At 38.6% G+C, this 14,896-nt stretch carries 15 protein-coding genes; 5 read left to right on the top strand and 10 right to left on the bottom strand.

Annotated elements, in window-relative coordinates:
* Positions 1-25 precede the first annotated feature (25 nt).
* The 3 genes from H5072_RS02230 to H5072_RS02220 all read right to left on the bottom strand — a co-directional run bounded on the left by H5072_RS02230 (position 26) and on the right by H5072_RS02220 (position 3,231).
* Positions 26-769 carry a FadR/GntR family transcriptional regulator gene (locus H5072_RS02230; RefSeq protein ID WP_182692538.1) on the bottom strand — a complete coding sequence of 248 codons (744 nt, stop codon included), beginning with the start codon at positions 767-769 and terminating at the stop codon, positions 26-28.
* Between the two features lie 427 nt (positions 770-1,196).
* On the bottom strand, positions 1,197-2,183 hold the full coding sequence (locus tag H5072_RS02225) for a Gfo/Idh/MocA family protein (protein WP_182692537.1): 987 nt from the start codon (positions 2,181-2,183) through the stop codon (positions 1,197-1,199).
* Between the two features lie 37 nt (positions 2,184-2,220).
* Positions 2,221-3,231: an AraC family transcriptional regulator gene (locus H5072_RS02220; RefSeq protein ID WP_182692536.1), complete on the bottom strand. Its 1,011-nt coding sequence runs from the start codon at positions 3,229-3,231 to the stop codon at positions 2,221-2,223.
* Between the two features lie 102 nt (positions 3,232-3,333).
* Between H5072_RS02220 and H5072_RS02215 the strand changes: the two genes are divergently transcribed.
* Positions 3,334-4,938, top strand: coding sequence for a GMC family oxidoreductase (locus H5072_RS02215; protein ID WP_182692535.1), 1,605 nt, complete (start codon positions 3,334-3,336; stop codon positions 4,936-4,938).
* 27 nt (positions 4,939-4,965) lie between these two features.
* Here H5072_RS02215 and H5072_RS02210 read toward each other — a convergent pair whose 3' ends face one another.
* The 3 genes from H5072_RS02210 to H5072_RS02200 all read right to left on the bottom strand — a co-directional run bounded on the left by H5072_RS02210 (position 4,966) and on the right by H5072_RS02200 (position 6,673).
* Positions 4,966-5,781 carry a class I SAM-dependent methyltransferase gene (locus H5072_RS02210; protein ID WP_182692534.1) on the bottom strand — a complete coding sequence of 272 codons (816 nt, stop codon included), beginning with the start codon at positions 5,779-5,781 and terminating at the stop codon, positions 4,966-4,968.
* Between the two features lie 3 nt (positions 5,782-5,784).
* Positions 5,785-6,186 (bottom strand): hypothetical protein, encoded by a 402-nt coding sequence (locus H5072_RS02205; protein WP_002960599.1) that lies wholly within the window; start codon positions 6,184-6,186, stop codon positions 5,785-5,787.
* Positions 6,187-6,253: 67 nt separating this feature from the next.
* A complete protein-coding gene (locus tag H5072_RS02200) occupies positions 6,254-6,673 on the bottom strand; it encodes a DUF3429 domain-containing protein (RefSeq protein WP_182692533.1) in 420 nt (139 codons plus the stop codon).
* A 281-nt stretch (positions 6,674-6,954) separates the two neighbouring features.
* Here H5072_RS02200 and ahpC point away from each other — a divergent pair, with 281 nt between their 5' ends.
* Positions 6,955-7,524, top strand: a complete 570-nt coding sequence (gene ahpC, locus H5072_RS02195) for an alkyl hydroperoxide reductase subunit C (RefSeq protein ID WP_002960601.1) — start codon at positions 6,955-6,957, stop codon at positions 7,522-7,524.
* 155 nt (positions 7,525-7,679) lie between these two features.
* Positions 7,680-9,254, top strand: coding sequence for an alkyl hydroperoxide reductase subunit F (ahpF, locus tag H5072_RS02190; RefSeq protein WP_182692532.1), 1,575 nt, complete (start codon positions 7,680-7,682; stop codon positions 9,252-9,254).
* Positions 9,255-9,371: 117 nt separating this feature from the next.
* On the opposite strand, the gene H5072_RS02185 is transcribed toward ahpF, so the two are convergent.
* The 4 genes from H5072_RS02185 to H5072_RS02170 all read right to left on the bottom strand — a co-directional run bounded on the left by H5072_RS02185 (position 9,372) and on the right by H5072_RS02170 (position 13,079).
* On the bottom strand, positions 9,372-9,629 hold the full coding sequence (locus tag H5072_RS02185) for a hypothetical protein (protein WP_182692531.1): 258 nt from the start codon (positions 9,627-9,629) through the stop codon (positions 9,372-9,374).
* 58 nt (positions 9,630-9,687) lie between these two features.
* A complete protein-coding gene (locus H5072_RS02180) occupies positions 9,688-11,706 on the bottom strand; it encodes an ATP-binding protein (RefSeq protein WP_182692530.1) in 2,019 nt (672 codons plus the stop codon).
* A 172-nt stretch (positions 11,707-11,878) separates the two neighbouring features.
* A complete protein-coding gene (locus tag H5072_RS02175; protein ID WP_007375621.1) occupies positions 11,879-12,100 on the bottom strand; it encodes a hypothetical protein in 222 nt (73 codons plus the stop codon).
* A gap of 205 nt (positions 12,101-12,305) precedes the next feature.
* Positions 12,306-13,079 (bottom strand): undecaprenyl-diphosphate phosphatase, encoded by a 774-nt coding sequence (locus tag H5072_RS02170; protein WP_182692529.1) that lies wholly within the window; start codon positions 13,077-13,079, stop codon positions 12,306-12,308.
* Between the two features lie 236 nt (positions 13,080-13,315).
* Here H5072_RS02170 and H5072_RS02165 point away from each other — a divergent pair, with 236 nt between their 5' ends.
* Together H5072_RS02165 and H5072_RS02160 are read left to right on the top strand one after the other, a co-directional pair.
* Positions 13,316-13,603: a hypothetical protein gene (locus H5072_RS02165; RefSeq protein WP_182692528.1), complete on the top strand. Its 288-nt coding sequence runs from the start codon at positions 13,316-13,318 to the stop codon at positions 13,601-13,603.
* Positions 13,600-14,896, top strand: a 1,297-nt coding sequence (locus tag H5072_RS02160; protein WP_182692527.1) for a PepSY domain-containing protein, incomplete at its 3' end; no start/stop codon positions are given. The genes H5072_RS02165 and H5072_RS02160, both read left to right, overlap by 4 nt.

Here is a 14,896-nt window from a genome sequence, read left to right as displayed (position 1 = left end):
ACTTTAATCAGTTGGTTAAAAGGCCTTAGTGGGCACTTTTATTAACTAAGCCATCAAGCGAGTAGAGGCCTCGTTTTTCATCATTTTTACGTTTAATTTCTTCAAGTGCACGCGATTCTACAGCGTCAAATAAAGCGTTAATTAAGCGGTTAAAATGTTTGTGCATTGCACTGCGCGCTGCATTTGCATCATGCGACTTTAGGGCTGTATAAATAGCGGTGTGTTCATCCATAACGCACTCGTTATTGTTTTTACACACACTGCCATAGTCAGCAACAATTTGTGGATTTGTTAAACGTAAATCCCACAAGTTAGACACTGCAAATTCAAGTGCTTTATTACGCGTTGCTCTAGCTATAATTTCGTGGAACTCACGATCGGCTTGCTCAACATATAGGCCTTTTTCCATAGCAATTAATGTTTTATTTAGTTGCTCTAGTTCTTCTTCTGTAATGCTTTGAGCAGCTAGAGCGGCAATTTCGCCTTCAATTAATGCGCGAGCTTGAGTAAGTTCAAATGCACTGATCTCTTTTGATTTTATAGATGCATTTTTTTGTTCTACTACGTAAACACCAGAGCCAGTTTTAACTTCAACTCGGCCACGTACTTCTAATGCGATAATAGCTTCTCTAATGGTAGGGCGGCTTACATCAAACATTTCTGCAAGTTCACGTTCAGGTGGTAAACGACTCCCAGCAGAAAATTCGCCTTGATTTATTAAAGACTCAATTTTATCAACTATGCACCAAAATAAGCGACGATTACCCATACTTTACCTTCATTACCTTAAGGAATAATGGCCTCTGGGGCCTATAAGTCAAAACCAACTGTTAATATCAGAGGTTACCTTAAAATTCACTATTATGTCAAAATTCTAACGCGATGTTAGGGTTAAAAACCACTATACACCAACGGTTGCATTCTTGTATTACCAATTTAGTTTAAAATAATGTAATTGGCCAGCTTGATTGGTAATGTTTTTATGTGTTAGGTTAGATTTAAGGTTATTGAGTAATAAATATTGGTAATAAACCGAGTTGGGTTGTCAGTGTTAAGTTTGTTGTAGAAGTATTTGATTGCCCATGGATGGGGATCGCTATTTTAAAGTGTTTTGTAAAATGTGTCGTTGTACGAGAGCTATTTAAGCTTTCTTCTGGGCGTTAGCTGTCGTTGGTTAACGCCCATATTTTATTTAATTAGTCGTTAGGGTACACAACCCCAAGCTGTTTGCGCGCTTCATCAAGAACGCTCATTACGTTACTGGCTAAAATGTGCGTATTAACAGGTGACTCAAGGATATTTTGCTTCACTAATGACATAAAATGCTCAACTTCGTATTTCATAAAGTGCTCATCAAACGGCTGGGATATAACCTCTACATCACCATTATTAGCAATAAATTCCACTTTTTTAAGTTGCGAGACGGCTTCTATACGTATGCGCCCAAGCTCGCCTTGTATTTCGGTTATTTTGTCGCCTTGCGATATTTTGGAGTAACTAATAACGGCTTGTTTATCTGCATAGTTTAGTAATACATCGCCCGCACCATCTACACCAGTATCGAGCAATACGCCACTGGCACTCACGCTTTTTGGTGCCCCCCAAAGTGCAATTAATAAATACAGTGGGTAAATCCCTAAATCAACTAAAGCGCCATTTGCAAACTCGGGTAAAAATGTATTTGGGCGTTCACCATTTTTATACCTATCGTAACGCGATGAGTATTGACTGTACTGGCCAATATATTTACGAGGTGTGCCAATTTTTACCATTGCCTGTTGTAGCTGTTCATAGTTAGGCAAGTGAGTGGTCATCATGGCTTCCATGTAAAGGCGCTGATGCTTTTTTGCTGTAGCTATAATGCTTGCAAGCTCTTTAGAATTGGCAGCTGATGGTTTTTCGCCAAGGACATGTTTACCCGCTTCTAGACACATAACGGCATATTGTTTGTGTAAGCTATTAGGGGCGGCTATGTAGACAGCATCGACATTTTGATCTTGGCAAACTTGCTCGATTGAGGTGAAAATTTTTGCTTGTGCATTTTGTGGGTGTTTGGCTAAAAATGCTTCGCCGCTAGATACTGCGCGCGAGCACACCCCATATAAATTAAAATCGTTTAACGTATTTGCAGCTGCTAACAATGTGTCGCTAATAAAATTGGTGCCAACAATAACAACGTTCATGCTCACTCCTTAGCTTAAATAAAAATAATAAGAGTATTTAGTTTAACATTTTTTTAGTTCTATATGCTCGAGGAGAACATCCAAACCAGCGTTTAACATTAACACTTAGTGTTGCTTGTTCCTGATATCCTAAAAGCTCAGATATGGTTGAGATTGTAAATTGGTTTTGCGCTAAATAGTGTGCAGCTAAAGCGCGGCGAGTGGCATCTTTTAGTTTTACAAAACTCGTATTATGTTTGATAAGTTCTCGATGCAGAGTACGCGGGTGCATACCCAGCGCAGCTGAAATAGTTTGGTTACTACATTGATAAATAGGAAGCATAGGCCTAATTAGCGCACTAACTTGGTTGGGCAACGGTTGTGTGTGTTCTTTGTTTTTTGCCAAGAAGTTTAGCGCTGCTTGTACTTTATTTAGTTTAGGGTGATCAAGCTCAAGAGTTAAATCACTTTTTGAGATTACAATGCCAGCGCTGTTGCGATGCTCTATAACGTTACAACCAAAGTAAGTGTTATAGGCACGAGTATTAGTACTTAACTTTTTTGGCAAAAATATATTAATTGGTTTGCAGCGGTTATTACTCAGCTTTTTAATAACAGCTAATGCTAAACCAATGGTTAGCTCAATGACTTGGTTTATGTGCGGTAATGGTTTTAAATTAATTTCGAATGATAAAAACAAGCTTTTATCATTCTCTAAAGGGTGCGAATTTAAGCTAAGTGCAGGGCTGTGTAAGTGAAGGTATTTAATAACCCAATTAAGTGCATCACCTAAATTAGTACTACTTTTGGCAGCTATTGCAATATGTCCTAAAATATCAAAGTTTTGTCTACTTGCGAGCTTAAGGCCAAAACTAGAGCAATTGAACTTACAAGCACAGTATTCTAAAAGCTCAGCGTAATCTCGATAAGGTAAATATTGGTTGTCGAGATTTTTAAAGTCAACGTTACTAATATTACAGCTTTGCATTATTTCATGCGGTTCGCCGCCAAATTCGCTAATTAGCGTGTCTATACCTTGTAATGACGTGGCTCTGATTAGGCTGCTCATGGTTAACCCCAAATAAGTGATGTCTAAAAATATCAAGTTTTATTGGGTTTTTCTATGCACTATTACTGTTAAGACCGTTTAAAACTTTTATTAAGGTACACCATGAACAATACAACATTTGATTACATTGTGATTGGCGCAGGCAGTGGCGGCTGCGTTATGGCATCGCGATTGTCTGAGGATAAAAATGTCAGTGTGTGTTTAATTGAAGCTGGCGGCAGCGATAAAAGTGCATTTGTGCAAATGCCAGCTGGCATAGCAGCGAGTGTGCCTTATGGCATAAATAGCTGGCATTACAATACGGTGCCACAAAAAGAGCTTAATAACCGCTGTGGCTTTGTGCCGCGCGGCAAAGTATTGGGTGGGTCAAGCTCTACCAATGCAATGGTTTATATTCGCGGTAACAAATACGATTACGATAATTGGGCACAGCTTGGTAATGAAGGCTGGGATTTTAAGAGTTTACTCCCGTACTTTATTAAATCTGAGAACAATAAAGCGTTTATAAATAATGAGCTGCACGGAACAAAAGGCCCGCTACATGTACAAGAGCTAAGTAACCCAAGCAATGTAAACCAATATTTTTTAAATGCCTGTGCTGAGCAGAGCGTTGATTTAAGCGACGATATAAATGGCAAAGAGCAAAGCGGTGCGCGTTTATCGCAGGTAACTCAGCACAATGGCGAGCGTTGTAGTGCAGCAAAAGCATATTTAACACCGTATTTAAACCGCCCGAATTTAACGGTATTAACCCATAGCCACGTTAATAAAATAAATGTAACCAATAAGATAGCGCAAGGTGTGCAAATAGAGCGCAATAAAGAAGTTATTAATTTACGTGCTAAAAAAGAGGTAATACTCAGTGCTGGCGCTATTAATTCGCCGCAAATATTAATGCTTTCGGGTATTGGCCCAAAAGAGCAGTTAAGTGCACATAACATTAAGGTTCAGCACGTACTTGAAGGTGTTGGCGCTAATTTACAAGATCACTTAACGGTAGTGCCACTTTATAAATCAAAAACAAGTAAAGGCACATTTGGTATAAGCCCGCTTGGCATTGCCAGCATTTTAAAAGGATGCGTTAACTGGTTTACAAAACGACAAGGGCGATTAACCAGTAATTTTGCAGAGTCGCACGCGTTTATTAAATTATTTGAAGGCTCGCCAGCGCCCGATGTGCAGCTAGAATTTGTAATAGGGCTGGTGGACGATCATAGTCGTAAATTACACACTGGGCATGGTTACAGTATACACAGCAGTATTATGCGCCCTAAAAGCCGAGGCACGATTACATTAGCAGATAACAACCCGCGTAGTGCACCGCTTATTGACCCTAATTATTTAAGCCATCCAGATGATTTAACTGTAATGCTTGCTGGTCTTAAAAAAACACTCGCTATTATGCAAAGCAACGCTTTTGATAACATACGCGGTAAAATGCTCTACTCGCTTGATATAAATAATGATGATCAGCTAATCGAGTTTATACGCCAAACTGCAGATACCGAATATCACCCGGTCGGGACATGTAAAATGGGGCAAGACTCAATGGCAGTGGTAGATACTAATTTACGAGTACACGGGGTAAGTAACTTACGCGTAGTTGATGCGTCGATTATGCCTACTATTATTACCGGCAACACAAATGCGCCGGTAATTGCGATTGCTGAAAAAGCGGCTGATTTAATTAAACACGCAAGGAAGTAATTAAATAAACAGTAGTAGGGCTATTAATTAGCTATAAAACTCATTTAGCCATTGTTGCCAATCGCTTTCAAGATGCAGCATTTGCTGATGCTTTTTAGCGTTTAGATGCTTGGCTTCGTCCTCGCTTGCCACATAAGGCCCAACGCGGCATAGGGGGCAATGGTTAGATGTTAAGTATGCAGGCATTGTAAGGCGTGAGCTTAATTCGCTAGTATGTTTATCGAGACTTTTTGGGCTGAAAACGTAAGTTATGCCGCTTGTGTCTTTAACGTGTTTGTCGCGGTCAACATTACGAATTTTATAACCTTCAAAATGGCTAATATCAAATGGGATTTGGCCTAAGTAATCTGCGGTTAAACCGTTATTTAAACTCCCCTCTATATTCCATTCTCGATAAGGTTTTACATCCTTTGAGGTGATGTAACAAAGCATTGGCCCATTTTTATCAAGCGCGTATTCGTTAGCGTATTTAATAAATTGGTGCAGTAAAGCGCGGTTTAATACGTTCATACTGGTTTGGCGCGTGTTGTTTTCAAACGCTTCTCGGCCAACAAATGCAGGTATAAGCGGAAACTGAAAAATAACCACATCAAAGCTGTGCTGGTTTTCACTTAGAGCTTGCCAACATGCAGGGTTTGTTACATCAAAACTATTAAGTACCTCAACGTTATGCGCTTTTAAGTTGCTAAGTGCATTGTGCTGGTATTTTTGCTCAATAGTAATTTGGTCATCGTAAGTGGATGCAACCAAAGCTTTTGGCGATAGATGAGTGTAAATAGCGTTCGAAAACGATAAATCGCCATCGCCTACGGTGAGTATTCGCCATTGAGGATTTAAATACATATTTTATTTAGCGTTTATGTTTGTAGCAGTATTATTTATATCGCTATTTGTTTGTGAGTCTTTTGCTAGTAAACGATGAAACGCAAGTCTGGTTTTTAACCCTTCAATAGCGATTTGTTTAATAATAAGATTAAAGGTAATTAAAATGGCAAAGGCAATATGAATAGGGCCGTGAGTAAATCCTGCATCTGTATCGTACAGTGTTAAACCGAATAGCAAAAATAAGACGACTAAAAATATTTCGAGTAATTGACTTGAATAAAAGCTTAAACGACCTTCGCTTTTATGATCTTTTTTAATGCGAATAGCACAAAAAAATGGGATCACTTTGATTTTAAATGCAGCGTTTTTTTCTACGTAGTTTTCGCCAAGTTCGTCGAGTTGTTGGCGTAGTTGGTCAATCATGGTGTGTCCTCAAATAGCAGTGCGCGGATATTACCTTATTACCACGCAATATTTAAGTTTACAGCTGTTATTTAGGGTAAATACTCATACCAATAGTAAGGATATGACACACAAACACAACAGAGGTAAGTACAAAGCGCATTTTTTGATAATCTTTATGATAGGTTTGCCATTGCGGCGTGGCTTTTTCAAATATAAGTACTAACCAAAAACTAGCACCTAAACAAGCGAGTGCCCACTCAACAGGTAAAAATGATAAAAATGGTATAGGTATTACAGGAACAACAGCTTTTATCGCATTGCTATAAGTTTGCTCTCCGGCGCGCCATAAGTTACCCGCCATAAATGCTAAAATGGCGATACTGTAAAAAGTAAAAAACTCCAAGTTAAGGCTATTACTGCCAAACATGAGCGGCCAACCTACACACCCTAAAAACGGGATTAAGCCTAGGTAACCTAGCTGTATATGGTTAACAAATTTTTCCATTACGGTGTGCCTTATATTTAATGACTTATTTGAAGCGAGGCTATTGTAGCAGTATTGCGATTAGCGGTCTTAATAATTCGCCAGCGTTTACAATTCAAATAATGCTTACGATAACAATGATTATATAGTTCAACCCAAAAAATCGATTGTTTTAATCTAAACAATCAATTTTATTTAATTTCCTATTGGCCTTATTGTATTAATCAAGCCAACGCAGAAAGTCGTTTAAAACGAAAGCGTTGATTACTTTTAAAATACATAAACACAGATGAGGAAATACCATGAGCACTTCATTAATCAATACAAAATTACAACCATTCAATGCAACCGCTTACCACAACGGTGACTTTGTAGAATTGTCTGAAAAAGATGTTCTAGGTAAATGGTCTATCTTCTTCTTTTACCCAGCAGACTTTACATTTGTATGTCCTACCGAATTAGGTGACCTTGCAGATTACTATGCACAACTTCAAGAAATGGGCGTAGAAGTTTACTCAGTATCTACTGACACTCATTTTACTCACAAAGCATGGCATGACACGTCAGACACTATCGGTAAAATTACTTACCCAATGATTGGCGACCCAACAGGGCGTATTACACGTAGCTTTGGTGTAATGATTGAAGAAGAAGGTTTAGCACTTCGCGGTACATTTGTAATGAACCCAGAAGGCGAAATTAAAGTAATCGAAACTCACGATTTAGGAATTGGCCGAAGCGCTAAAGAACTAGTTCGTAAAGTACAAGCTGCACAATACATTGCAACTCACGATGGTGAAGTTTGCCCTGCATCTTGGCAGCCAGGTGAAGACACACTTGCACCTTCACTAGATTTAGTTGGTAAAATCTAAATATAGGTTTACCCACTTTTATAAGGGCAGGTAACTGCCCTTAAATCAACGAACATTCGTTTGTTGGTGCCTCCTATATCAATATACTTGTTTAAGCACATGCATTATTTGGCATGGGAGGCTTGCTGTTTAAATTTTCCTAAAAGGGTTAAGCCATGTTAGATAACAACATAAAAAATCAATTAAAAAGCCATTTCGAATCGCTTACTCAACCTGTTGAGCTGCTTATTGCCTTGGATGACAGCAAAAAATCAGCAGAAGTAGAAAGCTTAGCAAACGATTTAGCCTCACTAAGCGATAAATTTACTGTAATAAGCAATCCTGATACAAGCGCACGTCGCCCGTCAATGGTTGTACATTCGCCTATTAAAAAAACTCATGTTACGTTTGCAGGCGTACCTATGGGTCATGAATTCACAAGTTTAGTGTTAGCACTTTTGCATACTGGCGGACACGCAAGTAAAGCTAAAAGCGAAGACATTGAGCAAATACAATCGCTTACTCAAGAGCTGAACTTTGAAGTATACATAAGTTTAAGTTGCCAAACGTGCCCGCAAGTAGTGCAAGCACTTAACACTATGGCAGCGACAAACAGTAATATTAAAGCCACCATGATTGACGGTGCATTATTTCAAGATGAAGTAGAAGAACGAAATATTTTAGCTGTTCCGGCTGTATATTTAAATGGCGAACCATTTAGCCAAGGTGCACTAAGCCTTACTGACATACTTAACAAAGTAGATAGCAAAGGGGCTGCTAAACAAGCAGCAGCGCTAAGCGAAAAAGACGAGTTTGATGTACTGGTAGTTGGTGGCGGCCCAGCGGGCGCGTCGGCTGCAATTTACTCAGCACGAAAAGGGTTAAATACAGGCATTGTTGCTGATAGATTTGGTGGACAAGTTGCCGATACACTAGCAATAGAGAACTTTATTTCGATTAAAGCGACTGAAGGGCCTAAATTGGTTGCCCAGCTTGAAGAGCACGTTAAAGAATACGATGTAGATGTAATGCATAATCAGCGTGCAGCGGCACTTGGTTATAACAATGGTTACGAAATTACACTAGAAAATGGCGCAGTACTTAAAGCTAAGTCGCTCGTACTTGCAACTGGTGCACGCTGGCGCGAAATGAACGTACCAGGTGAGCAAGAGTATCGTGGCCACGGTGTGGCATATTGCCCACATTGCGACGGCCCTTTATTTAAAGGCAAACCTGTTGCTGTAATTGGTGGTGGTAATTCAGGTATAGAAGCGGCAATCGATTTAGCTAATATTGTGCAAAGCGTTACGGTACTTGAATTTGCAGACACACTACGAGCCGATGAAGTGCTTATTCGTAAAGCTAAAAGCATGGCTAATATTACTATTATAAAAAGTGCACAAACAACCGAAGTACTTGGTGATGGTAAAAAAGTAACTGGCTTAATGTACACAGATAGAGTGTCGGGGGAGAGCAAAGAGCTTGAACTTGCCGGTATATTTGTACAAATAGGCTTAATACCAAATACCGAGTGGTTAAAAGACAGCGACCTTGAATTAAGCAAATTTGGTGAAATACTAATTGATGCTAAAGGCGCAACTTCATTACCAGGCATTTATGGCGCGGGGGATGCAACCAATACTCCGTTTAAACAAATTATTATTGCAATGGGCAGCGGTGCAACAGCAAGCTTAGGCGCATTTGATTATTTAATTCGTCACTCTGAAGAAGCTGATCAAAGCGCTGCTTAATGTAATTAGTAAAAACTCTCTTGATATAACAGCAAGGCTACACCCATAGCTGTTTGTTAACCCAAGCCGCCCTTCTCCAAAGGCGGCTTTTTTAATGCTTAAGAATTAGCACACGATTTAATCGCACCCACCACCAGAATCGCCGCCGCAATTTGTATAAGAATGTGATGAGTTACTGCTAGAGGAAGCTGTTGAGTCACTGCCAGTATAAGCAGATGATCCACGTGATGACTTAGCACTGATAAATGTAACTAACAGCAATACGCCTGATACGATAACTATTGTTATTGATGAGCTCCATTGCCCAGTGGAAACGCCTTTAAATACTGCAACAATAAGGACAGTTAGTAATATAGTTCTAATTATGTTTTTCATTGTTAATGCCTTATCTAACTATATTTAGCACGCGGTTAAGTGTGCAAAGCTAATATTTTTAAAGCTTTAGTAATTGCGCCGCTGACGCAATAGCGACTTCTAAAGAATGCATTTTAAACGGTTTTGAAATAAACATATCCATACCAGCTTGTTTGCACGCTAATTTATCTTGCGATGAAGTATTGGCTGTAAGGGCAACAATATAGGTTGAATCGTGCGGACAGATACTTTTTGATCGCAGTTGTTTTGTAGCCTCAAAACCATCGAGTATAGGCATAATACAATCCATAAAAATAAGGTCGTAATGCTTTTGCTCGCATTTAAATATGGCATCTTGCCCATCTACTGCAAAGTCTGGCTTTATTTTGAGTTTATTAAGCGACGCATCAAGAACTAGCCTGTTTATGTCGTTGTCATCCACCACTAAAACAGAAAGCTTAGAAGCGTTAATGTTTATTTTTGATAGCGGATTTAGCTCTACTTTTTGCTCTTTACCTAGCTCTATAGGGATACTTAGCGAAAAAGTAGTTCCCTGATTAACTTTACTACTGACCTTGATTGTTCCACCCATGTACTCAACAAGTTCTTTAACTATTGCGAGGCCAAGTCCTGTGCCTCCTTTACTGTTTTTAGCATCTACTTCTTGAGTAAAAGGGGAGAATAAAGATTCAAGAAATTGGCTAGTCATGCCTCTTCCCGTATCGGCGACTTTAATGTTTAGCGTTAATTTATTATTGTTATTAATCACAGACGTGTGCAGTTTTACACAACCACGCTCAGTAAATTTTAACGCATTACTTAATAAGTTGGAGGTAATTTGACTTAGGCGTGTGTTATCGCAATATGCCCAGCAGCTATCAGAAATTTCATTTTTTACTTCTAGTTCTACATTGCTGTTTTTAAATAACGGGGTGTACAAAGAAATGAGATCAGTAAATGTTGTATTTAATAAAACATCCGTGGGTTCTAGTTTTAACTCACCGTGGTTAATTTTAGAAAAATCGAGTACTTCGTTTATTATGCTCAAGAGTATATCTGCGCTACGCAGCGCGACTTTTATTTTTTCGGTTCTCTTTTGTTCGTTATGTTCATCTATTAACGTAGTAAGCATGCCCGTAATGCCATTTAGCGGTGTTCTAAGTTCGTGGCTTATTTTTGCAAAAAGCATGCTTCTATCTTCGAGTAATCGCTCGGCTTGTTCTTGTTTATTTTTAAGCTCTTCTCTTAAAGCCACTGCTTCGGTAATATTTTGAAAGGTACCAAACAAACGTACACAGGTATCACCGTCAAATTCGGCTTCACCAAATGTAGATACCCAAATGGTCTGATTTTTGGCTGTAATAATTTCAAGCTCTAGATGCCACTTTTCGCCGTGTTGTATAGCAAGCTCAACTGCTTTACTTATTTCGTCTCTGCTTGTACCTTCTTTATAAAAGTTAACTGCAGATTCAATTTCAGGCTGATAGTTTTCATCAACTTGATGGATTTGTTTAGTTTGCTGACTCCAATAAATTTTATTATTAGTAAGGTCAACTTCCCACGTGCCTATATTTGCTATGCTTTCTAGTTTTAATAAGCTATTGCTGTTTTTTATTAATTTTTCTTTAGTGATGCTGCGAGCTAGTTCTGCCCCTAACCACTGCGCAAATAGCTCAATATAGTCGTAGGCGGCATCTGTAAATACTGGAGATTGATTGGCAGAAGAAAAATTTACAGTTCCAAATATATTGGTACCTATTTTAATAGGTGCCCCAATATATGACTCAAGTTTAAAGTTTGCATAGCAAGGATGGTCAGCAATTGCGCTTTGTGAGACGTTATGAAATGCAAGTGCAGAACCCGCACTAAGAGTGTGTACACAATAGGTGCCATCTAAATCAAATTGAGTACCTATTTCTAATGCATTATCTGGCGTAATGGCATGTAGCACGGTATAGCAGTTTTTCTCGACCTTACTAATAATAGCTAAATCAAGGTTAAACACTTTAAGTCCAAATGCTAGTAGCTGATGGGTTTTTTCATCAAAGTCTAAGCTTTGGTTAGATACTATGTCGTGAAATTGCCTAAGAAAATTCAATAGTAAATATCCTGTTGGTTTTAGAACTGAGTCTATAGCTTGATAAAGCACTAGTTTAACAAAAAAATTAAATATATTTAGTTAATTATTACTTTATATAAACTTTCTCTAATTAAGCACAACTGATTTAAACACAAACTGCGAGTAAGTTGCTCGCAGCTTATTGTGTATATTAGTAGGTTGAGTTTGGTGTGTACTCAGGGTTGATATCGCCGCCTACTTCCTCTGGGTCAACATCGTTAATAAGCAGTGTTTCACGTACAGCTTCAATGTGATCAAGTACGCTTTGGTAGCGCTCGCCATATTCATACTTTGTCACTTCAATCGCTTTAGGCATGTAAGTAAAAGCTATTTTTAGGGCGTGGAGTGCTTCTTCGTTTATTTTTTCGCTCATAATGTTCTCTTATGTGTAGGCTATAGCTAACCTGAGTTCTGAATAATAAATCTATCTCAAGCAGCTTTTTTAGTGCTAACTGCGTTGAATTTCCTTGCAATAGACCAGCGATTGACGCGTAAATTTGCCTTGTTTTCACCAAAAATTTCTAGCTAGAGAGAAACAGACTTAAATATCGTTATTATTTATAGTGTTTTTAAATCTCTTAACCAGAATTTAGGTTAGTTAGTAAAATAACACCAAATACGATTCGGTAAAGACCAAAACTAACAAAAGTGAAATTTTCTAGAAAGCGTATGAATAGTTTAATAGTAAAATAAGCAACTATAAAAGACGTTAAAAAACCTACAGCAAGGGCAGTTAGGTCATCTAAGCTAAACAGTTGGTAATGTTTAAGTAAGTCGTACCCTGAGGCTGCTGCAAGTACAGGTAAACCAAGTAAAAATGAAAATTCAGCGCTGGTTTTTCGGTTTAAACCACACAACATGGCACCAACAATAGAGCTCCCAGCACGACTAGTCCCCGGAATTAACGCAAATACTTGTGCTACGCCAATCCAAAGTGCTTGTTTATAAGTAACTTGGGTTACATCGGTAGTTGTGCAGTGAGCCTCTTTATAACTGCGCTCTAATAGTAAAAAGATCACACCGCCTACAATAAACATAACACCTACTACTGGTACGCTAAACAGTGTTTTTATTACATCACTAAATATAAAACCAATAATACCCAAAGGAATAAATGCAATGGCAACTTTCACCCATAAATTGAAATATTTAGGGCTAAACTTGTCTTTATAGTTGGCTAGTACCGCCAAAATGGCGGCAAGTTGGATAATGACTTCGAAGGCGAGGTTAGTGTCTGTTGATTCAATGCCTAACCACTTTGACGCTACAATTAAGTGCCCAGTTGATGATATGGGTAAAAATTCTGTTATACCTTCAATAATACCTAAAATAATCGCGTTAATTATATCCACGGTTTACTGCTTCCTGAAAAATTAAAAAGCCCGAACTCGGCTTAACTGAAATGACGCATTACTGCGTACCTAAATTGCGAGGCGTAGCATAAAAGCTCTTAAAGCAAACCAACAGTATTTTTAGACTTAATGTGTTTAATAAATTGCATTAAGTGTTAAATGCACAATATAATAACAATTGTTATCATTTGCATATGATGTTTTGTATATGTTTGGGCAAATTTAATGAGCGAATAATGAATAATAAAAAAACGTTTACAGCTACACGGCGAAGGCACCTAATTGCATGTGTGCTAGCGCTAATTACTGCGGTAATAATGATTCCGGGTATGACAACTTATTTACCGTTTCAAATGAATGAACAAATATTACTGCCTATTTTACTCTTTCCTGTTATTTGGACTGCGTTGTTTATTTATGCGTATTTGGCGCAAAAGGTATGGCAACCGTTTGTTGTAATGTTTGCACTGTGTGTATTACATGGTTTATTGAGTTTTTGGGCGTTAACGCAGGGGCAGGGATGAAGTCGATTACTTTAAAAAAGCTATTTTTATTACATAGCTGGGTAGGAATTATTACTGCTGTACTGCTATTTATTGTTGCATTTAGTGGGGCGTTAGCAGTGCTGTCGCGACCTGAGTTAAAAATATGGGCAAATCCAGAGCTACAATCTAGCCAACACGTTGCCAGCGCGCAAATTAATCGACTAGTAAACGAATATCATAAACAGGTGCCTAGTGTATTTGGCGAAAACATTCATGTGTTTTTACCAAGTGGACATAACTTTCATTTATTAACGTTGGTATTTGAATCCCACCATGGCGATGAAAACTATGACCAAGAGGTGGCCAGAGTATTTCAATTTCATCCCAATACATTGGCGCTGGAAAATACTTACTATGGGCCTAGTCAAGAATTTTACGCTAATAAAAAAACGGATGCGCCAACTTATATAGGTGAGTTTCATGCAGATTTGCATTTAGGGCGACCAATTGGGTTAATACTCACTGGTTTTTTAGGTTTAACACTTTTAGTAAGTGCAGTGACAGGCTTGTTTATTCATCGTAAATTGATAAAAGAGCTCTTTACGTTTAGGCGAGATAAAGGATTAGATATTGCAGTAAGCGATGCTCATAAGGTCATAGGTATTTGGGGCAGCGTATTTAATATTGTAATTGGTTTTACAGGATCATTTTTAGGGCTTGCGACCGTTATTTTATTACCAGCAGCTGCGTTTGTGAGCTTTGGTGGCGATCAAGATAAGTTAATAGAAACGTTTACCGCAATTCCTGAGCCGGTAGTTAGCCACATTAAGCAACCTACAAAAATAGACACTATTTTAGACAATGCTCATAGTCGTTACCCTGAAGCATTAATTAGGGATGTCACAATAATGGCGCATAACGATGCGAATGCGCAGGTGTATTTGCGTTTGTTAGGTGGCGAGGCAGTTGCTTCTCAATTACTGCATTATAAAGGCAATGGTGAGTTTGTGCAGTCGATGAGTAGTTTTGGTGATATTTCAGGTGTTTCGATAAAAGTAATTGAGTTGATGTTTCCGCTGCACTTTGGGAACTTTGCAGGGGTGTTTGTAAAATTACTTTGGGTATTGCTTGGCTTAAGTACTGCGCTTTTACCTATTTCGGGCATGATGATGTGGCTAGCAAAGCGTACACGTGGCAGTAGCCCGTCGCTGAGTGTGCAGGCATATGCACGCTGGAATCGTTTTATTATTGGTAGTTGTGGAGGCTTGGTATTAGCAAGCTTTGTGTTATTTCCTTTGCAAGTTGTACTTAATTATACCGTTATTGGTGTGG

The sequence above is a fragment of the Pseudoalteromonas sp. SR45-5 genome, assembly GCF_014163565.1.
In the GTDB taxonomy this organism is placed as follows: Bacteria; Pseudomonadota; Gammaproteobacteria; order Enterobacterales; family Alteromonadaceae; genus Pseudoalteromonas; species Pseudoalteromonas distincta.
Note: the sequence above shows the minus strand (reverse complement) of the source record. Positions and strands in the feature narration are given on the sequence as shown.